We start from the raw sequence: 20,937 nt of genomic DNA on the forward strand, positions 1-20,937 counted from the left end.
TCCTCACGATCTCTTCCGCGGGAGCTGAATGCCCGCCCGGACAAGCTGTTTACTGAACGTGTTCGGGTGGGCTTGACCAGATCACGGCTCACTTGTACTTTTTGTACAAAAAAAGGCAGGAATGGACCGATGGAAACACTTACCACCGCGCAGGCAAGAGATCACTTCGCGGATCTGTTGAACCGGACGAGCTATGCCAAGGAACGCGTCGTCCTCACCCGGCATGGAAAAAGAATAGCCGCGATGGTTCCGCTGGAGGACCTGGAGCTTCTTGAGTTGCTGGAAGACCGTCTGGATGTGGGGCAGGCCCGAAACGTTCTCGCGGAAGCGGGCGAGGACGTGCCTTGGGGCGAACTCAAGAAGCAACTCAGCCTGGGACAATGAACTTCACCGTCCATTTTCGCCCTGGAGCAGCTCGTCAGTTTGCAAAGCTTCCTCGAAACGTCCAACTCGAACTCACACCGATAATCGATCAACTGGCCGAAATCCCAATCCCTCCCGCAGCCAAAAAGTTGTCCGCCCAGGATAACCTTTATCGGGTCCGGCATGGACGGTACCGGATCGTTTATCAACTTCGAAACAGCGAGCTTGTCGTCCTGATCGTCGCTGTTGGACATCGCCGTGAAGTGTATCGAGGACTCTGAGACGCTCCTCATATATTGGACGAACGAAAAGGATTCACGTATTCTAGACCGTGTTGATCGGATCTGGATAAATGCTCGGCGGAACGTTCGTCGGTATTTTTATCGGATGCGGCAACGCGGTTTTTCTTTCACCTCCCCCCAAAAAATACGAAAGGAGCCTTGATATGACCAAAGTCGCCATTTTCATGGGCAGCATCTCGGATGAAGACAAGATGGCCCCCTGCGCCGAAGTGCTCGGTTCGCTGGGCATCCCGCATTTGTTCACCGTGGCTTCGGCCCACCGCACCCCGGAGCGGGTGCAGCGGCTGGTTCGGGAGCTGGAGGATCAGGGCTGCAAGGTGTTCATCTGCGCGGCGGGCATGGCCGCTCACTTGGCCGGGGCCGTGGCCGCGAAAACCACCCGTCCCGTGCTCGGCGTGCCCTTGACCGCCTCGTCCCTGGGCGGACTGGACGCGCTGCTGGCCACGGTCCAGATGCCTCCCGGCTTTCCCGTGGGCACCGTGGCCCTGGACAGCGCCGGGGCGCGCAACGCCGCCTGGCTGGCCGCCCAGATTCTGGCTCTGGATGATCCGGAACTGGCTGAAAAGCTGCACGCGAATCGGCGGAAGATGATCGACGGCGTGGAAAAGGCCGCGGCTGATCTGCGGACCCGGCATCCCGGCAGCACGGGCTGATCGCGTCGCGACGACATGAGAAACGAGCTTCCATGCGGTCCATGACCACGGCCCTGCTGTACGCCCCGGTTTTCGCGGTCCACGACGCCGGGGCCGGGCATCCGGAGAGCGCGATGCGCTACACGGCCCTGGTCCGCGCCCTGGAAGAGGATCGGGAAACCGCGGGACTTCCGCGGTTGCGCCCTCGGCCGGCGACGGAGAAGGAACTCGCCTCTTGCCACGGCCCCGGATATATTGAACTGGTTCGGCGACGCATCCAGGAAGGCCGTCGCAGCCTGGGATTTCCAGACACCAACGTCGGCCCCGGTTCCTGGGACGCGGCGGTGCATGCCGCCGGGGGAGCTATGACCGCCGTGGACGCGGTGCTCCAGGGAGACGTAAAGAGCGTCTTCTGCGTGGTCCGCCCCCCGGGCCACCACGCCCGCCCCAAGCAAGGCATGGGCTTCTGCCTCTTCAACAACGTGGCCCTGGCCGCCCGTCACGCCCAGATCGCCCATGGGCTGGAGCGGATCCTGATCGTGGACTGGGACGTGCATCACGGCAACGGCACCCAGGAAATCTTCTACGACGACCCGTCCGTCCTGTTCTTCAGCACCCATCAAAGCAACTGGTACCCCTACTCCGGCGCGGCCCACGAAACCGGCGACGGCGCCGGAGAGGGCTTCACCATCAACTGCCCCTTCCCGTACGGCACCGGCCTTGCTCCGATCCGCGAGGCGTTCCTGGAACGCCTCCTGCCCGCGGCCCGTGATTTCCAGCCGGAACTGGTGCTGATCTCCGCCGGCTTCGACGCCCTGGAGGCCGACCCGCTGGGTGGATTCCGCCTGCACCCTGAAGACTTCACTGAGCTGACCGCCATTGTCCGGGACATCGCCGACAAAAACGGCGCTCAGGGACGCATCGTCTCCCTGCTGGAAGGCGGCTACGACCTCCACTCCATGGCCCTCGCCGCGCTGGTGCACGTCCGCGCTTTGACTGCCTGACAATCGCCGTCATTCCATACGCGAGCCTTTGCTGAACAAGGCCACCAATTCCCGATCCAGGTCCGTGACGTCCGTTGCCAGCGGCTCCACCAGGGTTACCAGGACGTTTTTTCTGACGCCGATCCGTTTGGCCGTGGGCACGTCCGCCACCAGGACGTCGATGGCGTTGGTGTAGCGAGCGTTCATCAGGTCGTTGACCAGGCGGACACCGAAGCCCTCGATATAGACCCGTTTGCCCAGCCAGCCCTTCAAGTCACGGGAGACGGCCACGGTCCAGCCGGAAACCGGAGTCTGCATGATCGCGGTGTTGTCCACGTCGTCGTTGCATTCCTCGGGCCGGGCCGTGTACGCGGTCAGGCGTAATCGATGGGTGTTGGCGTCCCGATAGCCGTTGATCATCTGTTTAAGTACGAAATTTTCCTCAAGAAGCTTGCCCAGCTCTTTTTCCCGGTTTCCCTTGTTCTCCCGGTAGCCGTTGAGGAGCATCTTGAGGATCAGGATTTCGTCCTGGGCCTTGAGCAGTTCGAGGTCCTTCTCCAGGCTGAACCGGTACTCCTTGGTCAGGACCGCCGGCTGCCCGCCGACCCCGTCCACGGGTTTGAGCACGTGGTAAAGGTTCATCAGGGCCAGAACAATAATGAGGGGCAGAGCGTAGCGCATGATCATCTCCTCATGGAGTGGACACGCTCCGGTGCGGATCGGGATTGTCCGGAGCAATGGAGTGAGAGGAAGGGTGTTTTCGAGGGAAATCTGTTCGTAACCGGATGATTGCACCTTCGCAATGTTGATAATCGAGGATATTTCCGACTTTTTCCCGGAAAAAACAAAGACATCGTGCTCATAACCCTGCCTGCCCGGAAGCAACCCTCGCCTTTTTCCATGGATACGGTGTTTTTTCTCAATACGCTGGGATGAAAAAGAATTCCGAACCGCTTTTCCCGTGCGGACGAAATCGCACGACTGGACGGAAAGCATGGTTCGCGCTACGGAAATAGGTTTTTTGGAGCATTCACCTCAGGAGGATCAATGGATATCAACTTACGATTCCAGGGCGAGTTCGACGGCGAAGCCTTGGTCTTTTTCGTGTTCGAAAAAAAAACTGAGAAATCGCCCGACTTGCGGACTTGGCCTGGCCTAGAGACCTGGTTAGCCGCGCAAGGCGGCTGGTTGGCCGGGAACAACGGCTTGGCCGCCTTTTCCGGAAAAGCGAAGTCCGTGCGCTATTTTTTCCCGCCAAGCGGCACCGCTTCCCCGGCCGTGATCCTGGTGGGGCTGGGCGAGCGCAAGAACTTCGGGCCGCGGGAACTGCGCCGGGCCGTGGCCGCGGCCGTAGGCTGCGCCATGGACTTGCGACTGAGCGACATCGGCCTGAATACCAACGTCCTGGCGGACACGGCTTTGGATCTCGCGCAGGCAGTGGAGGAGACGGCCTGCGCCGCCATGACGGCCGTGTACCGCTTTGAGAGACTGAAGACGGAGAAAGACGAGTCCTCCAGCCAGCCCCCAAAGCTACGCTTCCTGCTGGACGACCAGGTGAACGACCAAGCGGCCGCATACCTGAAGGATCGTTTGGACAAGGCTCTGGCAACGGGTCACGGGCTGAACCTGGCCAGGGACCTGGTGAACATGCCCGCCAACCTGGCCACCCCGGAATACCTGGCCGAGACGGCCCGGAACCTGGCCACGCGACACGGTTTCGGCGTGGAGGTCATGGACGCGGACCAAATCGAAGCCCTGGGCATGGGGGCGTATGCCGCTGTCTGCCAAGCCAGCCGGGAACAGGCCCGGCTGATCATTCTGGACACGCACCCCAACGCCCCCGCTGCGCCCGGCACGCCCGGCACGCCCGGTACAACTGATAAGCCTGGCCCCAAGGACCAAAAAAAGCCCTTGGTGGTGATCGGCAAGGGGATCACCTTTGACACCGGCGGGATTTCCCTCAAGCCCAGCCAGAGCATGGAGGAGATGAAGGGGGACATGGGCGGGGCCGCGGCAGTGCTCGGCTTTTTCGAGGTCCATGGCCGCCTGGGCCAAAACGGCGACGACCAGCGTCGGGTGGTGGGGATCATCCCCTGCACCGAGAACCTTCCCGGCCCCAAGGCGGTCAAGCCTGGAGACGTGGTCACAACCTGTTCCGGCAAAACCGTGGAAATCATCAACACCGACGCCGAAGGCCGCTTGCTGCTCTGCGACGCCCTGGCTTACAGCAAGCGTTACGATCCGCTGGGCATCGTGGACCTGGCCACCCTGACCGGAGCCATGGTTGTCTCCCTGGGCCCGCGCATCGCCGGGGCCTTTGCCGCGCCGGAGTCGCTGGCCGAACAGGTCCGACGCATCGGCGAGCGGGTCGGCGAGCCCTGCTGGCCCATGCCGCTCTGGGAAGACTACAAGGATGAGCTGAAAAGCGACGTCGCGGACCTGAAAAACGTCGGCGCACGAGAAGGCGGCGCGATCCACGCGGCCCTGTTCCTGCAGCGTTTCGTCCCGGAGAACACCCCATGGGTCCACCTGGACATCGCCGGCCCGGCCTTTGCCAAGAAAAAAGGCGACCACGGCATCGCCGGAGGAACCGGCTTCGGCGTGCGGATACTGGTGGAACTGGCACGGGATTGGCCGGAAGAGGACTGAGGCGGGTCGTCACCACGCCGTAAACTGAAGTGGCCCTTGCCGAATCGTGGTGAATATTTTACGCAGGAGGTGCGGAGTACAAAACCAGACCCCTCTTGAACATCAATTCTGGAAAGGAGATTCGTATGCCCCAGCTCGAATTGAACGGTAAAAGCTGTGAAGTGGACCAGGACGGTTTTTTGCTTGATCCGAAATGTTGGAACGAAGATGTGGCCAAGGCGATTCTCAAGCACCATGGAGGTCCTGAACTGAACGAGCAGACGTTGGCCATGCTTCAGTTTCTGCGCGACTATTTCCAGAAGTTCAACGCCTTCCCGATTTTGCAGGCGGTCTGCAAAAACCTGCACCAACCCAAGGACTGCGTCCGTGAGCAGTTCCTGGATCCCTTGCTGGCCTGGAAGGCCGCGGGATTGCCCAAACCGGAAACCGTCTTCTCCGAAGCCGTGGACAAGGATCACAAGTTTTATCGACTTATCTCCGCCCAATAAATTTCGCACGAACCCCGCGGCTTCAATGCCCGCCACTTTTCGAGCCGGAATCGAAAAATTCCGGCGGGAAGCTTCCGACAAAATGAAAGCCGCCGAAACGCTCTCCCGGCGCTTCGGCGGCTTTCCGCGTCCATTCAACACGTTGGGCAAAGACTACAGGAAAATATCCTCCACGCCTTTTCTGGGCCGCTGCTCCGGGTTTTCGGCCGGATGCCCCACGGCCGGCATGGCCACCACCGGCATGGCTTCGGGGATTTGAAAGCGCTCTTTCACCGCGGCCTCTTCGAACATCCCGACCCAGCACGTTCCCAGGCCAAGTTCCACGGCCTGGAGCATCACCTGAGTCAGGGCGATGGCGCAATTGGCCGCCGCGGCCCAGCGCAGCACTTCGGGCTGGGCGTTCTCGGCCCGGCTCAGATACTCGTTCAACCCTTCCAGCATTTCCGGCGGAAGCACGCCGCTGTCGCGCAAAAAGCGCACATTGGTTGCTGAATCCTCGATAAACCGCTGGACATCCGCGCAGCAAACCAAAACCGCCCCGGCCCCGGCAATCCAGCGCTGTCCCTTGGTCGGAGCACCGGAAAGCCACTGGACATCCTCTCGCGCTGTAACCACCTTGAACCGCCATGGCTGGCAATTGGTGCTGGACGGCGCGAACCTGGCCGCTTCCAGCAGCATCGCCATTTGTTCTTCGCTCACCGGCTGGTCCGTAAATTTACGAATGCTGCGTCTGGCCGCAACGGCCTCTTTGACCGTCATGACACGACCTCCTTATGCTTTGGATTCATGATGCTTTCGACAGCCCGACCATATCCGTCACTCAAATAGCGGGGATTGGGAATTGTCGCGTCGGCACGTTTTCACCACGGATCCGCACTGTAAAGGATTGAAAAACAACGTAGCAAGCACTACCTTGGCGGGAACCATGTTCGAAGTGACGCCGCTCATCCAGGAACCTGCTTCATGATCCTCAACGGATATCCCCTTCCCCGCATCCTTGCGGCCCTTGCGCTCTGCGGGTTGCTCCTGGCTGCCGCGGCGATTTCCGCCTTTTCCCAGCCCGATCCGGGTCGGGAAAAACGGCGGGTCTTTTACCTCAATTCCTATCACAACGGGTATGCTTGGTCGGACCATCTTCAGGAGGGAATCCGGCAAGGCCTGGAGCAGGGTCAGTACCATATCGAACTCCAGATCGAATACATGGACGCCAAGAAATATCCCTATGAAATCATCGCCGACACCCTGTTCCGGCTCTATCAGGACAAATTCGTCGACGAGCACTTCGACATCGTCATCGTATCGGACAACGACGCCTACAACTTCATCCTCGAACACCGCGATCGCCTTTTTCCCGACATTCCGGTGGTCTTCTGCGGCCTGAACGACGTCACTCCGGAGGAAATCGACCAGACCTTCGTCACCGGCATCCTGGAAAACATCGACGTTCGAGACACCCTGGAACTGGCCTTGAGCATCCATCCCAACAAAAACAAGCTGGTGGTCATCGGCGACGAGTCCATAACCGGGATGGCCATCCGCAACCAGATCGAAGCCGTTGAGCACCATTTCGGGGACCGACTGGAGTTCGAGTTCTGGGAACGATATTCGCTGGAGGAAATCCAGGAACGGGTCCGCGATCTGCCGCGCAACGCTTTTTTATTCTTCATCCCCTTTTTTCACAACGTGGGCGGTCAGTTCATGTCCGCCTCGGAGGTCCTGGAAGCCGTGGCCCAGGTCACGGACCTGCCCATCTACAGCAACTGGGAATTCCTGCTGGGTCACGGCATGGTCGGTGGACGCCTGCTCAGCGGACACCTCCACGGCAGGATCACGGCACAAATGGCCTTGCGCATCATGGAAGGCGAGTCGCCGTCGGCCATTCCGGTGGTCTCCGAGGTCGTGGACCAGTACATGTTCGACTACCAGGTGCTGATGCAACGCGACATCAGTCGTCGCCAACTTCCGGCCGACAGTCTGTTCATCAACGAGCCCGAAGCCTTTTACGAGTTGGACAAGCAGGTCTTTCAGGTCATCATGGTCAGCCTGTTCACCCTGGTGGTGGTCCTGGGCTTTTTAATCCGGAACATCATCCAGCGCCGGGCCGTGGAACGCAGAATCCGGCACCAGCTCTCCTTTTTGGAAATCCTGATGGACGCCATCCCGCAACTGGTCTGCTGGAAGGACCGCAAGCAGCGCTACCTGGGGGCGAATCGGGCCTTCGCCGAATTCTTCGGCATCGAATCGCCTCGCAAACTGCTCCACCAAACCGACGCGGCCATGTTGCCCAATTCGGAATTCGTGGACTGGGTGGCCCGGATGGATCGTCAAGTGGTGGAAGATGACCGCCCCTTGCGCAAGATCAAGACCGCGGTCCAGGACGCCCAGGGCGAAAACGCTTGGCTGGAAATCAACAAGGTGCCTCTGCACAACGAAAAGGGCGAAGTGGTCGGAACCCTGAGCACCGCGGAAAACATCACCCACGAGATGAACCTGGAACGTCAGCTTTTGCAATCCCAGAAAATGGAAGCCATCGGCACCCTGGCCGGAGGGATCGCCCACGATTTCAACAACATCTTGACCTCAATCATCAATTCCACGGAGTTGGCCCTGGGAGACATCGACCCGGAGTCAGCCACGGCCGAGGACCTGGAACGGGTCCTGCGGGTTTCCAGCCGAGGCAGAAATCTGGTGGAACGCATCCTGACCTTCAGCCGTCCCTCACAGGAAGGGTTCCGCCCCACGGATCTACCCGCCCTGGTCCGTGAATCCGTGACCCTGCTCCAGCGCTCCCTGCCCCGCAACATCGTCATTCGCGACAGCATCGCCGGCAAGACCGATCCGGTGATGCTGGACCCGACCCAGGTCACTCAGGTGCTCATGAACCTCTGTACCAACGCCTTCCAGGCCATGCAGACCACTGGCGGAGAACTGGTGATCCGGCTGGAGGAAACACGGGTCGCCGACTCTGACGCCGAAGAGTTGAACATCGCTCCCGGAGCGTACTTCCGGCTCACCGTCAGCGACACCGGCCCCGGCATCGCCCCGGAGACCCTGGACAAAATCTTCGACCCCTTCTTCACCACCAAGGGCAAGGCCGAGGGCACGGGTTTGGGGCTGGCCATGGTCCTGGGCATCGTCAAAAACCATAAAGGAGCGGTCCGGGTCAGCAGCACTCCGGGCCAGGGGGCCACGTTCAGCATCCTGCTGCCCATGATTACGGCGGATCGGTCCGCGCTGACCGCCCGTCCCGAACCCATCCTAAAAGGCAGCGGAGTCATCCTGTTCGTGGAGGACGACGAGGAACAGTTGGCCACCACGCCCCGCACCCTGGAACAGCTCGGCTATACGGTCCTCTCCGCGGAGGCCGGCAACGAGGCCCTGCAAATCCTCGAACAGCGACCGGACATCGACTTGGTGCTCACCGACTACGACATGCCCGGCCTGACCGGCATCGACTTAGCCCGCCGGACCGGGCTGATGCGTCCGGATCTGCCCGTTATCCTGGTCTCCGGTCGCAGCTATGTTCTGAAAATGGGCGAGGCGGCGGACAATATTCGGCTCGTTCTCCCCAAACCCTTCAACAAGGCCGATCTGTCAGCGGCTCTTTCCAAAGTTATGAACAAAATTCCGGCCACGGACCAGGCATCCGGCCAGAAGCCTGATCCCAAACTTAGCCAAGGATCTGAACAATAACATGCCCGCGCCAACCTGCATCACCCCCTTTGGAGGCGTTCTCCCGTGCCGAGAATCCTGATCGTGGACGACGACCCTGAAATCCGCGCCACCATGGCCAGCCTGCTGCGCCGACAACAAATCCCCTCGGGCCAGGCCGCAAGCCTGGACGCCGCACGCCGCACGCTGCGATCCGAATCCTTCGACCTGCTACTCCTGGACGTGAACCTGCCCGACGGCAGCGGCCTGTCCCTGCTTCCGGAACTGAAGGCCCAGCCCAATCCTCCGGAGGTGATCATCCTCACCGGCAAGGGGGACCCCGAAGGAGCGGAATTGGCCATCGAGGGCGGCGTCTGGGACTATCTGGTCAAACCCGCGTCCATCAAGGACATCAACCTGAGCATCAACCGGGCCTTGAAGTACAAGGAGCAACGCGACCGGACCACGCCACGAACCCTGGACCTCAGCGGGATGATCGGTTCCAGCCAGGCCATGCGGGAATGCTTCGAGGTCATCGCCCAGGCCGCGGTTTCCGACGCCAACGTGCTGATCACCGGGGAAACCGGAGTGGGCAAAGAACTGGCGGCCCGGACCATCCACGCCAACAGCCGCCGGGCTTCCTGCCCTTTCGTGGTCGTGGACTGCGCGGCCATGACCGACACGCTGCTGGAAAGCACCCTGTTCGGGCACCGCAAGGGCGCGTTCACCGGTGCGCTGGCGGACCGGGAAGGCCTCGTCCGCCAGGCACATACCGGTGTCTTGTTTCTGGACGAGCTGGGGGAACTGCCGCTGGCCATGCAGAAATCCCTGCTCCGGGTGCTTCAGGAGCGCCGGTTCCGCCCCCTGGGAGAAAACCGGGAGCAGGAGAGCGACTTCCGGTTGATCGCCGCTACCAATCAAAATCTGGACGAACTGATCGAATCCGGCAGGTTTCGCCAAGATCTCTACTTTCGGGTCAAGACCATCAAACTTCAACTGCCCGCCCTGCGCCAGCGCCCCGAGGACATCAAGCCCCTGGCCACCCACTTCATCCAGCGACTGTGCGTCGCTTCCGGGATCAAGACCAAGGTCTTCGGCTCGGATTTCTTCGCCGCCCTGGCCGATTACGACTGGCCGGGCAATGTCCGGGAGCTGGGCAACGTCATGGAGCGGGCCTTCGTGGCCTCGGGCGTGGAAAAATTCCTCTACGCCATGCATCTGCCCAAGGATCTGCGCATCAAGGTGACCCGGGCGCGGCTGACGGCCGACAAGCCCGAGGTTCGTGACGGCGAACCGGATTTCCTGGAAGGTGCACCTCTTGAAGGCGACTTGCCGTCCCTCAAGGCGTTCAAGGCCGCCAGCGAACACCGCTACTTGGAAACCCTGATTCGCAAAACCGGCGGCGACATCCCCCGGATGCTCGAAATTTCCGAGTTGTCGCGCTCCCACTTCTACGCGTTGTTGAAAAAGTACGAACTGGAGGTTTGATTCGCCCACCAAACACCCACTTGGAGCGCAATCAGCTTGAATATTGACAACTCAAACTCTCCGAACCGTGCATGCGATTCACCCGCACACGGCTCTTCAATCGGCCTTTTCCTCATCGGGATTGGCTCGCTTTGGGCCAGTGATGACCGCTCCCCTCACTTGTGATCCACCAGCATCGGCCTGCACGGACGCAGGCTTTCCCGGAACTCCACGGCCTTCAGGGCCAGGACGTTTCTGGTGGGCAGAAAGAGGTTTTTGATCCCGTGTCCGGGATAGAGGGAGAGGATGGTATGCACGTCGAACCGGTCCCTGATGATCCCCTCCAGGCAGGGCAGGTCGTTGCCGCCCTGGGTGATGAAGAAGTCCAGGAAGAACACCCGGTCCCGGCGCTTGAACTCGGTGGGTATGGGATACCCCACGGCCAGGGTCCGAATTTTGCCGCCGGTCCTGCCGCTCGACCTGGTGATCAACCCCAGGCTGCGGAACCCGCCGTCTTCAAAGGCCGCGTAGCGGGCGAATTCATCAGGAGCAAAGATTCTGCCGTCGTGCTTTCGGGCATGGCTGTTCGCGAATGCCAGGCATTCTTCCAGATTGCCCGCGTCAATGATCTCGACGGTCGCCTTTTGCCTGCGCGGCGGCCGGGCCAAGAGCCTGATGAACGCCTTTTCGTGGAACAAAAGGTCGGAATTGGACACGGCCCGGTCGGCGTCGAACACCCGGGCCTTGAAGGCATGGTCGCCGTAATCAACAAGATCACGGTCGGCCCTGGTTTGGATTCTGTAGTTGGAGTGGTGAAGCTTCAGCGATTTGTGGAACCAGAAAAATATGACGGGCATTCGTGAAAACGCCCTTTTCAAAACGTTCACATAAATGCTCTTGCCCAGCCCGTTGCCCTTTTCCGAGGGCAGGACGCTCAGGCCTGACGCAATCCCGGTGGCGATCTGTCTCTGGCCGAAGGAGATGGTCCTTGGTGTAAAAAACACACACCCAACCAGTCTCTCGCCCTTGCAGGCAAGAAGGGACAGATCCGAGTCAAAACCCTTCCAGCCGAACGCCCAGCGCGGATACGGCTCGTCGTAGATGAACCGCTCCCGGCCCTGGTAGGTGTGCTTCCAGGCGTCGTCCATAAACCGGGCGATCTCGGCCGCGGTCAAACCGGATTGGACAACAGGGCGGAAATCCACGTCCAGCAGGTACGGATGTTTGGCAATGATCCGCTCTTCCTGTCGGCGGAGGTCGTCAAGGGTTTTCATCGTGATCAGTTCAGTGTTCAGGCGAACTCGATCCTGAGTTTTCTGCCCACGGCATGGGCGACCCGTTCCAGGGCGTCCAGGGTGATGGATGTGTTGTTCGGGTCGAGAATGCGGTCAAGCTGGGACCGGCTGGTTTGCAGCCTTTCGGCCAGGCAGGTTTTGGTGATCCTGTTTTCCCGCATGATGTCCGCGAGCTGCAGCGCGATGAGGCGTTTGCGCGCTTTTGCCGAAACCTCTTCCAGGATGCCTTCGCTCTCCAGAAACTCGTCAAAATTGCTGCCGGTATGTCTGTTCATGCGCCTATCCTCCTTCAAGCCACTGTTTCATTCGGGTCCGCGCCAAGGTCATCTCCTTGAGCGGCGTTTTTTGTGATTTCTTGATAAATCCATGCAGCAAGGCCATCTGGCTGCCCTTGACCGTAAAGAGGACCCTGGCCACATTGCCGTGCCCAACCTTGCTGCGAACTTCCCACAGATCAGCTTCCAGCTTGCGCACCAGCGGCAGGCCAAGGGGCCATCGAAACTGGACGAGCTTGATGTCCTCGCCAATGATTTTCCGATCTTCGGACGCTAACGACCTCAACCAGTCCCGAACAGGCTCATTGCCCGTATCGGCCAGGAAAAAGACAACGGATAAGATCGGCGGCGTGTGCATGGATCACTTTGTACCATGGATGGTACATGCGTCAAGGACAAAAAGTCTGGCCCTCATCGCTTCCACGACCTGATCACACCCCTGGCAACATGCCCCAGCGGGGCCAGCGGGTTCCCGGCCGGGATGATCCCCACTGCGCCGAAGGTCCGGATAATGTCCATGACCGGCGCACGCCCCTTGGTGATGCAGTACACCGGCCTGCGCAGGGACTGGGGCTCCAGGTGGTAGGCGCGTTTGTGAAAGTCGATGCCCTGGAAGGGGTACATGCTTTCGCCGTAGGCGAAGTTGATCCGGGCGATGGCCCGAACCACCGCGTTGTCCATCGCGCAGGATCGGACATCGGCCAGGGGGGAAAGGCCGAAGGAAAGCTGCTCCACGCCTTCGGCCCTGAACACGTCCAGGGCGGTGTTGATGATCAGGTCGAACGCGCCGTTGGGCGCGGTCTTCGAGAACCGGCAGATGTCGGCGTAGTAGCCCGTGACCCGTCCATCACTGAACATCGGGTCAAAAATCACGAACCCCTGTATCTCGTCATCCGCGGCAACAAAGACCCTGGCATGGGGCGTGTCGTGGTCGGGCATGGGGCGCAGCAGGATCTTCAGCTCCTCGGACGGCTTGCATTCCAGCCACTGCCTGGAAATCTCCCGCATCCGGTCCAGATTGCCCTCCACCCTGCCCTCGGTGACCACGATCCCGGCGTTTCTGGCCGTGTTGATCCACCTGCGGACCTTGGTCTTGCGCTTGCCCTTGAGATCGAACCCGGCCACGTCCAGGATGGTTTCCACGCCCATCAACGTGGCGCTGTACCCCCGACGGTGAAACGCCTCCCCGGTTTCCCGGGAACATTGCAGGCCGACAATCCGTGCCCCGGCGGAATGCTCCAGAAAGGCGTCAATCAGGCCGTCAATGTCCTTGCGGGCGCACATGGGGTCGCCCACGAACAATCGCATTTTACCCGTGTCGGCGTATCCAAGAATGCCATGCCCGGACTCGAACAGGGCAATATTCTCGTCCACCACGACGGAATAGGCCATGGTGAAGTCGCCGTAGGCATAATAAGGCGCAGGCAAAGGCATCTGTTTGCTTTCTTTCAAGACGTTTCCTCGCAGGCACACTGGCTCAAGCGATTGCTGACGAAATTCATGAACAGCAGTTTCAGCGTGTCCGGCGAAACATCCAGGTCCATGTCCTCGTCCACCTCCCATACCGGATCGGAAAAGACGCAATAGGGCCGGAAAGGGGATGTCAGGCGTTCGGCGAATTTTTCAAGCCTGCTGGGCTTGTCGATCCTCTCGCCGACATAGGAAACGTTTTTGATCCGCAGGGAATGCTCCAGGGAGTCCCGGATGTCCATTCCATGCAAGGGGTTGCGGCTGGTCAGGTTGTAGCCTCTGTTCACCGTGTCGCTGCGCACGATCCGCAGGATGGCCTCCACGCATTGGTTGATGCAGATCAGATTCTTGACCGTTTGCGGATGGCCGACCAGCCGCAAACGGATGGAGTCCGGAAGCCCGCTGTTGTTCCAATGTTCCGCAAATCCACCGTTGCCGCCCAGATGCGTGCACAAAGCATGATGAATGCCGAGGATGTAGCCGTAGACCATGCGGGTCTCGCCCTGGCAGTCGCCGTTGATTGAATCCCCCAGCACGATGCTGGGGCGCAGAATCACGCTGGGCAGGCCGGACGTGTGGACCTCGGCCTCGGCCAGATACTTGGTTTCCTCGTAGCAGTTCTTGAACCCGTTGTTGGGCGGCAGCTCGTCCTGAGGGATGGGGCCGGGGTTGTTTCCAGCCACAAAGGCCGTGCCCATGTAGTACACCTTGTTCAGGTTCCTGGCCTTGCGCGCGGCCTCCAGGATCGCCCTCGTGCCGCCCACGTTGACCTCCAGCAGCATGTCCCGGTCCCGGTCGTTGAAGGACGTGGAGGCGGCCAGATGCCAGAACGTGTCGCACTTCCTGAGCAGATCCGCGTCGTCCGGCGCAAGCCCGAACCCCGGCCTGCGCAAGCCGCCCATGACATAGGTGATCCGGTCCAGGCAGTCGGCGGGCACATGCCGCTCGATGATCTCCCTGGACTGCTCGGACCGGATCAGGACAAGGTAATCGTCCCTGGTTTCCCTGAGCAACGCGCCCAGCAGATTGCGCCCCAGAAACCCGGTGGCGCCGGTGTAGAATGTGAGACCCATGGTTGCTCCTCAAGTCTGGTTTAGAGTGCGCCAGTGTTCATAGATAATCCAAGTGAGCGGCGTGTCCTTCAGTATTGACAGCCTGCGAATCGCTCTATATTTCCCGGAATATTGACTTGCATAAACCGGATTATGGTTTTGAAAAACTCGGATTATGTTGTGCATTAATCCGGTTATCTTCACGTCATGATCCGTGACCAGGAGGGCCAGGATGTACATAGAACGACACCTCAAAGGCCGGTTGACCGAGCTGCTCAGCGATTTCCGCATCGTCTATCTCACCGGGCCGCGGCAGTCCGGAAAAAGCACCATTGCCAGGGCCGTCGCCGGGGAAATCGGCATGGAGTATGTCACCCTGGATGACGCCGGACTTCTGGCCTCGGCCCGGAGCGACCCCCAGGGGTTGCTGGCGGCCTTGCCCAGGCCGACGGTTCTGGACGAATTCCAGCAGGCGCCGGAGCTGGTCAGCGCCATCAAGATGATCTCGGACGCCGCCGCAGGTCAGAAGGGCATTTTCCTGCTGACCGGATCCGCGGACGTCTTCCGGTCGGCCAGGGTGCAGGAGGCCCTGCCCGGACACATGGCCCGGGTGGAACTGTACCCCCTGTCCTGGATGGAGCGGCGGGCCGGGAGTCGGAACATCATTGACCTGCTCATCCAGGGACGATTTGAACCGGTTCTGTCTCCGGCCCTGGACAGGGTTGCCCTGGCCGAACTGCTCATCCAGGGCGGCTATCCCGAGGCAGTGGCCAAAAGCCCGCGCTCGCGGGGCGTCTGGTTCGCCTCTTACGTGGAAGGCCGGCTGCTCAAGGATTTTGAGGCCATGCACCAGGCCAAGGGTGATTACCATTCGCGGCTGTCCGCCCTTGTCCGTGTTTTGGCGGGCATGACAGGCAACCTGCTCAAGTACGCCAACATTGCCGACAACCTTGGTCAGGACGACAAGACCGTGAAGCGGTACATGGAAATCCTGGAGCTGATGTTCATCATCCGCAGACTCAGCCCCTACGTACGCAATGCGGCTAAAAGGCCCGTGGTGGGCATGCCCAAGCTGCACTTTATCGACACCGGCCTGGCCTGCCACCTGCTGGGTCTGAAACAGGCGCAAACCACGCACACCTCCCAGCATTTCGGCGGATTGGTGGAAAACTTCGTTTTTTGCGAGCTGCTCAAGCATGCGGCCTGGGCCGAGGAAGAGGTCCGCTTCCATCATTTCCGCGATGTCAGGGGCCACGAGCTGGACCTGGTCATCGAGCTGGCCGACGGCAGGGCAGTGGGCGTGGAGGTCAAGGCCGCGATGAGCGTCAAGGCGGCGGACTTCAGGGGCCTGTCCACCTTCGCGGACTATGCAGGGGCAAGATTCAGCCACGGGGTACTTTTCTACTCCGGCGACAAGATTCTCCCGTTCAAGATTGACGGCAAGACATTCCACGCCCTGCCCATCTCGCTGCTGGGCCAGCCGTGAAGCTCTTCAATATCTATGTGATCCCCCTCCGATCCTCCGCACCATCAAAAACCCGATGGTCGCGGGCGCGGCGGCGTTCAGGCCGAAGTATTCGTCTTTCAGTTCCACGCTTTCCATCATGGCCGGGTCCATGTTTGCGGTGAAGGCCAGGATTTCCTCTCTGGTTCTGTAGATCAGGAACCATTCCGCGTAGAGTTCCATCATGTTCTTGGTGTTCCTGGTGGGGGTTGTCCGGGCCGAGGGCCAGGTAGTTGCCGATGATCAACCGTCACCATCCCTCATTGACCACCTCCATCCACCCACATCACGTCCACCAGCTCCCGCCGCGCCTGATCCATGGTGTCCCAGGTCTGGTCCTGAATGCTCATGGGATGCACCATCCCGCTCTCCCCGTGTCATCTCACCCCAGGTCGAGGCCAGGGGATCGATCTGCGTGGAGTATCTGGTCATGTGAAGTTTCCTTCACTTCAGGGTGTTCGTGGTCACGTACAAGGCAGCCCGCCCGGCAAGCCCCCGCCACGGCATGCGCCGCATGTCATCCGAAATAACAGGACTTCTTGTGCGGAAGTCCGAAGGTCCCGAGCCGTTCATCAATCAACACCAATCCCACTCTCCAACACTTCATGCGCACGCCCATCACACCCTGACCACGGCTCCCGTCTGGACGTGGGTGCAGCCCACCAGTTCCCGGACCAGGTGGACACCCTGGTGGGGAATGTTGATGTCGAAGTGGTGGGTGGGCACGTTCCATTTGGCGGTGTAGGTGCGCAGGAGGGGGAGGATGTCGGCGAAGACCTTTCGGGATTGGGGGACACCGGTTTTCCATAGTGGACAGGCCCAAAAAAACGCCCGCTCCCGAAAGATAATTCGGAAACGGGCGTGGGTACGCTCAGCAATATTGTGCGGTTTACACTGGGCGGGCAGGGAGGAAAACGCCGCCACCCGTCCGCCACGACACAGCGCGGCCGGCCTACTTGTGTGTGTGTGTGTGTGTGGAAAAGACAGTCATTGGGGGTCTTTCAGGGCGGAATAGCATACTATACGGGTGGATTGTCCATCCATGCATATAAAATTCGCTTTTCGATAGTCGATATGACCCATGTGGTCAATCCGGAACCAAAAAACAACGGCTAAACGTTATGCCGCGTTGTTGCCGCCCTTTTCCGTCTTTCCGGTGCTTGCCGCCAGGATCGCCTTCAGACTGACCTATCGGCCTCTTCGACCTCCCTCCCATCCAACGCAATCACATTGCGCTCGGCCTTGCTGAAAACCAGGCCCAGCTCGTGGACGGTCATCCCGGGTCGGCCCAGGTACTTCTCGCTGTAGCCCCCTGGCCTGGATCTGCTCCAGGGCCGGGTTGCCTTCGATTTCTGCGGCCTGGATCAGCTTGATCTAGCTCGTTGAGCAATTCCGGGGTTCGCATGAGCAGATCGGCCCGCGGGGTCGAAGGCTTTGCCGGAAATTGACGGCTTTCAGGGACAGGACTTTTTTGGTTGCAAAAAGAGGTTCTTGATACCGTACATGCGTTGAAAGTCTGATTCGCCCACCAAACGCCTTGAATTCCCAGGGTCAAAGGCGTAATCAGCGAATGGTTCGGGGACGCCACCCAATTCACCAACCAGCCTCGTCACCCCATGCGCAAACGCTTCCTGACCGGCCTCGTCCTTTCCTGCATCGCCATTGTACTGGCCGTTTTCGGGTTGGCCCTGCGGGCGGACACCGAACTGGAAAAACTCGTCTCCAGCCAGTTCAACGAGCAACAACTCGGGCTGACCCGACAGATCGCCAAGGACATTCAGACGAATTTCCAGCTTCTGGAGCAAGGCCTTCGGCTTCTCGCGGAACGTCGCCCGGCCCTGGATCAAGCCGGACTGGATCACTACCTCTCCTTTTTCGAGGAATGGGGAGTGTTGGGGATCGGGCTGGCGACCCCGGACAAAGGCGCCCTTGAACCTGGAACCATGCTTTTCTCACCCCGAGAAGACGTTCCAGCCTCGGAACTTTCGGCCGGCATCAGCCGAGACGCGGCCCGGCTTTCCACCGATCGGGATCCGAACCAGGCCATGCTCGGAACTCCCCTCGCCCTCGCCTCCGGTCCATTTGTCGGACGCTTCGTGGCCCCCCTGCTCCTTCCTTCGAGGCCCGAACGCCCCGAGGTCTTGTTTTTTCTTTTGGATCTCCAGGCCGTGGCCGCGCGATACGCCGCGGGCGTCCGCTCCGGAAAGACCGGATACGCCTGGGTCATCGACCACCAGGGCGACTTCCTGTTCCATGTGGAAAGCGACTTTCGCGGCCAAAGCTCCTATACGATCCGCCAAGCTCGAAACCCGGACATTTCCTACGAACGAATCAACCAATTGGTACGAACCCGTCTGCTTGCCGGCGAGGAAGGCACGGACTGGTACATTTCGGGCTGGCACTGGGACGTGAGCGGGGAAATGCGCAAGCTCCTGGCCTTCAGCCCCGTGGCTCTGCCCCCAGGGCTCGACGGAGAGCGCCGCTTCTGGTCCGTGGGACTGGCCGCTCCGGACACCGAGGTCTATGGTTTGATGCAGCCGGTGGTGGCGCGGCAATGGTTGATGGTCGGACTGTTTTTACTGGCCGTGTTCTTCGCCGCCGCGTTCCTGTTCATCGCCCTGCGCTGGTCAGAAACCTTGAAACGGGAAGTGGACGCTAAAACCGAGCACCTCCGGCGCTCGGAAACGGAATTGCGCAGGGAACGGGACAAGGTCCGCCAAAGCATGGACCAGCTGCTGCAAACCCAGGAAAAACTGATGCTCTCGGAGCGCTTCGCCGCCATTGGCGAAGCCGCGGCCCATCTCTCTCATGAGATCAAGAATCCCTTGCTGCTCATGGGCGGATTCGCCCAGCAGGTCCGACGCACCTTGTCCGAAGACGATCCGCGCGTTGAAAAGCTGGGAATCATCGCCGGGGAGGCCAAGCGGCTGGAGCATCTGCTCGTGGAAGTACGCGATTTCACCCGCCCACCCAGGCCTTCCCTGACCGAAACCACGCTCAACGAATTGGTCCGGCAAGTGGCCGATCTGTTCCAAGAGCAAGCCGCTGCCCAAGGCGTGACCGCCCGGCTGGCCTTGGACCCGGAGCTGCCAGCCTGCTTGGTGGACCCCAATCAGATCAAACAGGTGCTGATCAACCTGACCAAAAACGCCCTGGAAGCCATGCCCGACGGCGGAGAACTGTTCATCAGCACCGGCCAGGACGCTGATTTCGTCCGGATCGAGATCAAGGACACCGGTCGGGGCATCCCGGAAGAAATCATGAAAAAACTCTTCCACCCCTTCTTCAGCACCAAGGCCAAAGGCACCGGCCTGGGGCTGGCCGTGAGCTACAAACTGGTCCAGGACCACGGCGGCGAGATCACGGTCTGGTCCGCCCCGGATCAAGGGGCGCGATTCACCGTCCGCCTGCCCTTGAGCGGCCCAACCCAGCCACCACCGGACCAGACATCACCGGATCATAGTCCGACCGACTCCGACTCATCCACCTCAACCTCGCCTTCAGGAGAACCCGCATGATTCCCGTCCCTCGAGGATTTGATTTCGCCGTGGCCGAAGCCGGCTTCAAATACGCCCAGCGCAACGACCTGACCGTGATCCGCAGCGACGCGCCCTGCGTCTGGGCCGCCACGCTGACCCGCAACCTGTTCCAGGCCGCGCCGGTGTTGGTGGTCAAGGAATTGTTGGCCTCCGGCTCTCCGGACCGTCCGGTCCGGGCCGTGGCGGTCAACGCCGGACAGGCCAACGCCTGCACCGGGGAACAGGGGCTGGCGGACTGCCAGGACGCCCTGGCCATGACCGCCGAAGCCCTCGGACTGTCACCGGAGGAAATCCTCCCCGCCTCCACCGGGGTAATCGGCGACCGGATCAAGCTGGAACGCTGGAAGCAGGCCCTGCCGGCCCTGGGTGAAAGCCTGGGACGGGCCACGGCTCTTGACGCAGCCCGGGCGATCATGACCACGGACAAGTACCCCAAACTGACCTGGCGCACCCTGTCCCTGGAGACCGGAGAGGTCCGGCTTCTGGGCATGGCCAAGGGCGCGGGCATGATCTGCCCGAACATGGCCACCATGCTCGGCTTCATCATCTGCGACGCGGGAGTGGATCAAGACTGGTGGCGGGAAGCCGTGTCCACGGCCGTGGAGCACAGCTTCAACCGGATCACCGTGGACGGGGACACCAGCACCAACGACTGCGTCCTGGCCCTGGCCAACGGACGGGCCGGAGTGGTGCGGGGAAAAAAGGAACTGGCCGCGCTGGCCAAGACCCTGGCCGAAGTGTGCGCGGAACTGGCCGGCCTGATCGTCCAGGACGCCGAAGGCGGGACCAAGGTGATCCACATCCGGGTCAGCGGGGCCAAAAGCACCCGCCAGGCCGAACTGGCAGCCCGAGCCGTGGGCCACTCCCCGCTGGTCAAAACCGCGATGTACGGCCAGGACCCCAACTGGGGCCGGATCGTGGCCGCCCTGGGCCGCAGCGGAGCCGAATTCAACCCCGACCACGTCAGCGTGGCCCTGGCCGGACAAACCATCTTCCACCAGGGAACCCCGGTCCCAATGGACTGGGACAATCTCCTGGCCGCGGCCCTTTGCCGTCAGGACGTCCACATGGACATCACCTTGGGCCAGGGCCAGGGCCGCTACACCCTCCTGGCCTCGGACCTGACCGAGGAGTACATCCGGATCAACGCGAAATATCGGACGTGAAGCGTTTCTCTTCGTTTCAGGACCAAAAAAAACGTGCCCGTGCCCAACCGCAAGCGGTTGGGCACGGGCACGATAAGAATGTTTTCAGATCGCCAACCAAC

Annotated in this window: 20 protein-coding genes; 11 read left to right on the forward strand and 9 right to left on the reverse strand. The window is 60.7% G+C overall.

Features of this window, described 5'->3' with window-relative positions:
* The first annotated feature begins 129 nt into the window (after window positions 1-129).
* The 4 genes from AC559A_RS13855 to AC559A_RS13870 all read left to right on the forward strand — a co-directional run bounded on the left by AC559A_RS13855 (window position 130) and on the right by AC559A_RS13870 (window position 2,301).
* A complete protein-coding gene (locus AC559A_RS13855; protein ID WP_028571140.1) occupies window positions 130-384 on the forward strand; it encodes a type II toxin-antitoxin system Phd/YefM family antitoxin in 255 nt (84 codons plus the stop codon).
* Window positions 381-644: a type II toxin-antitoxin system RelE family toxin gene (locus tag AC559A_RS13860; protein ID WP_498818362.1), complete on the forward strand. Its 264-nt coding sequence runs from the start codon at window positions 381-383 to the stop codon at window positions 642-644. Before AC559A_RS13855 ends, AC559A_RS13860 begins: the two co-directional genes overlap by 4 nt.
* Before the next feature lie 164 nt (window positions 645-808).
* Entirely contained in the window at window positions 809-1,318 is a 510-nt protein-coding gene (gene purE / locus AC559A_RS13865; protein ID WP_028571139.1) for a 5-(carboxyamino)imidazole ribonucleotide mutase, read from the forward strand.
* A gap of 32 nt (window positions 1,319-1,350) precedes the next feature.
* Window positions 1,351-2,301, forward strand: a complete 951-nt coding sequence (locus tag AC559A_RS13870; RefSeq protein WP_498818363.1) for a histone deacetylase family protein — start codon at window positions 1,351-1,353, stop codon at window positions 2,299-2,301.
* 9 nt (window positions 2,302-2,310) lie between these two features.
* Here the strand turns inward: AC559A_RS13870 and AC559A_RS13875 are convergent, their stop codons facing one another.
* The gene (locus tag AC559A_RS13875; RefSeq protein ID WP_156932831.1) at window positions 2,311-2,961 is read right to left on the reverse strand and encodes a 3D domain-containing protein; all 651 of its coding nucleotides are present in this window, start codon (window positions 2,959-2,961) and stop codon (window positions 2,311-2,313) included.
* A 366-nt stretch (window positions 2,962-3,327) separates the two neighbouring features.
* Here AC559A_RS13875 and AC559A_RS13880 point away from each other — a divergent pair, with 366 nt between their 5' ends.
* Together AC559A_RS13880 and AC559A_RS13885 are read left to right on the forward strand one after the other, a co-directional pair.
* Window positions 3,328-4,929 (forward strand): leucyl aminopeptidase, encoded by a 1,602-nt coding sequence (locus tag AC559A_RS13880; RefSeq protein WP_498818364.1) that lies wholly within the window; start codon window positions 3,328-3,330, stop codon window positions 4,927-4,929.
* Between the two features lie 125 nt (window positions 4,930-5,054).
* Complete coding sequence (locus tag AC559A_RS13885; RefSeq protein ID WP_498818365.1) at window positions 5,055-5,417, forward strand: TusE/DsrC/DsvC family sulfur relay protein; 363 nt, start codon at window positions 5,055-5,057, stop codon at window positions 5,415-5,417.
* Window positions 5,418-5,570: 153 nt separating this feature from the next.
* On the opposite strand, the gene AC559A_RS13890 is transcribed toward AC559A_RS13885, so the two are convergent.
* Window positions 5,571-6,176 carry a nitroreductase family protein gene (locus AC559A_RS13890; protein WP_498818366.1) on the reverse strand — a complete coding sequence of 202 codons (606 nt, stop codon included), beginning with the start codon at window positions 6,174-6,176 and terminating at the stop codon, window positions 5,571-5,573.
* 204 nt (window positions 6,177-6,380) lie between these two features.
* Between AC559A_RS13890 and AC559A_RS13895 the strand changes: the two genes are divergently transcribed.
* Together AC559A_RS13895 and AC559A_RS13900 are read left to right on the forward strand one after the other, a co-directional pair.
* Entirely contained in the window at window positions 6,381-9,110 is a 2,730-nt protein-coding gene (locus tag AC559A_RS13895) for a hybrid sensor histidine kinase/response regulator (protein ID WP_498818367.1), read from the forward strand.
* A gap of 45 nt (window positions 9,111-9,155) precedes the next feature.
* Window positions 9,156-10,556, forward strand: a complete 1,401-nt coding sequence (locus tag AC559A_RS13900; protein ID WP_028571135.1) for a sigma-54-dependent transcriptional regulator — start codon at window positions 9,156-9,158, stop codon at window positions 10,554-10,556.
* A 155-nt stretch (window positions 10,557-10,711) separates the two neighbouring features.
* Here AC559A_RS13900 and AC559A_RS13905 read toward each other — a convergent pair whose 3' ends face one another.
* The 5 genes from AC559A_RS13905 to AC559A_RS13925 are packed head-to-tail and all read right to left on the reverse strand — an operon-like array spanning window position 10,712 to window position 14,648.
* A complete protein-coding gene (locus AC559A_RS13905) occupies window positions 10,712-11,809 on the reverse strand; it encodes a GNAT family N-acetyltransferase (protein WP_498818368.1) in 1,098 nt (365 codons plus the stop codon).
* Between the two features lie 17 nt (window positions 11,810-11,826).
* Window positions 11,827-12,105, reverse strand: coding sequence for a helix-turn-helix domain-containing protein (locus AC559A_RS13910; protein WP_498818369.1), 279 nt, complete (start codon window positions 12,103-12,105; stop codon window positions 11,827-11,829).
* A 4-nt stretch (window positions 12,106-12,109) separates the two neighbouring features.
* Window positions 12,110-12,463 (reverse strand): type II toxin-antitoxin system RelE/ParE family toxin, encoded by a 354-nt coding sequence (locus tag AC559A_RS13915; RefSeq protein ID WP_498818370.1) that lies wholly within the window; start codon window positions 12,461-12,463, stop codon window positions 12,110-12,112.
* 53 nt (window positions 12,464-12,516) lie between these two features.
* Window positions 12,517-13,557, reverse strand: a complete 1,041-nt coding sequence (locus AC559A_RS13920; RefSeq protein ID WP_498818371.1) for a DUF2156 domain-containing protein — start codon at window positions 13,555-13,557, stop codon at window positions 12,517-12,519.
* Window positions 13,554-14,648, reverse strand: coding sequence for an SDR family oxidoreductase (locus AC559A_RS13925; RefSeq protein ID WP_498818372.1), 1,095 nt, complete (start codon window positions 14,646-14,648; stop codon window positions 13,554-13,556). Before AC559A_RS13925 ends, AC559A_RS13920 begins: the two co-directional genes overlap by 4 nt.
* Window positions 14,649-14,859: 211 nt before the next feature.
* On the opposite strand from AC559A_RS13925, the gene AC559A_RS13930 reads away from it, so the two are divergent.
* Window positions 14,860-16,113 (forward strand): ATP-binding protein, encoded by a 1,254-nt coding sequence (locus AC559A_RS13930; protein WP_498818373.1) that lies wholly within the window; start codon window positions 14,860-14,862, stop codon window positions 16,111-16,113.
* 6 nt (window positions 16,114-16,119) lie between these two features.
* On the opposite strand, the gene AC559A_RS13935 is transcribed toward AC559A_RS13930, so the two are convergent.
* Both AC559A_RS13935 and AC559A_RS13940 read right to left on the reverse strand, forming a co-directional pair.
* Window positions 16,120-16,317: a hypothetical protein gene (locus tag AC559A_RS13935; RefSeq protein WP_498818374.1), complete on the reverse strand. Its 198-nt coding sequence runs from the start codon at window positions 16,315-16,317 to the stop codon at window positions 16,120-16,122.
* A gap of 432 nt (window positions 16,318-16,749) precedes the next feature.
* Complete coding sequence (locus tag AC559A_RS13940; RefSeq protein ID WP_498818375.1) at window positions 16,750-17,055, reverse strand: hypothetical protein; 306 nt, start codon at window positions 17,053-17,055, stop codon at window positions 16,750-16,752.
* A gap of 692 nt (window positions 17,056-17,747) precedes the next feature.
* On the opposite strand from AC559A_RS13940, the gene AC559A_RS13945 reads away from it, so the two are divergent.
* The gene (locus AC559A_RS13945) at window positions 17,748-19,649 is read left to right on the forward strand and encodes a sensor histidine kinase (protein WP_498818376.1); all 1,902 of its coding nucleotides are present in this window, start codon (window positions 17,748-17,750) and stop codon (window positions 19,647-19,649) included.
* On the forward strand, window positions 19,646-20,836 hold the full coding sequence (gene argJ / locus AC559A_RS13950) for a bifunctional glutamate N-acetyltransferase/amino-acid acetyltransferase ArgJ (protein ID WP_498818377.1): 1,191 nt from the start codon (window positions 19,646-19,648) through the stop codon (window positions 20,834-20,836). Before AC559A_RS13945 ends, argJ begins: the two co-directional genes overlap by 4 nt.
* The last annotated feature ends 101 nt before the right edge of the window (window positions 20,837-20,937 follow it).

This window comes from Desulfonatronum zhilinae, from assembly GCF_900182865.1.
GTDB classification, from domain to species: domain Bacteria; phylum Desulfobacterota; class Desulfovibrionia; order Desulfovibrionales; family Desulfonatronaceae; genus Desulfonatronum; species Desulfonatronum lacustre.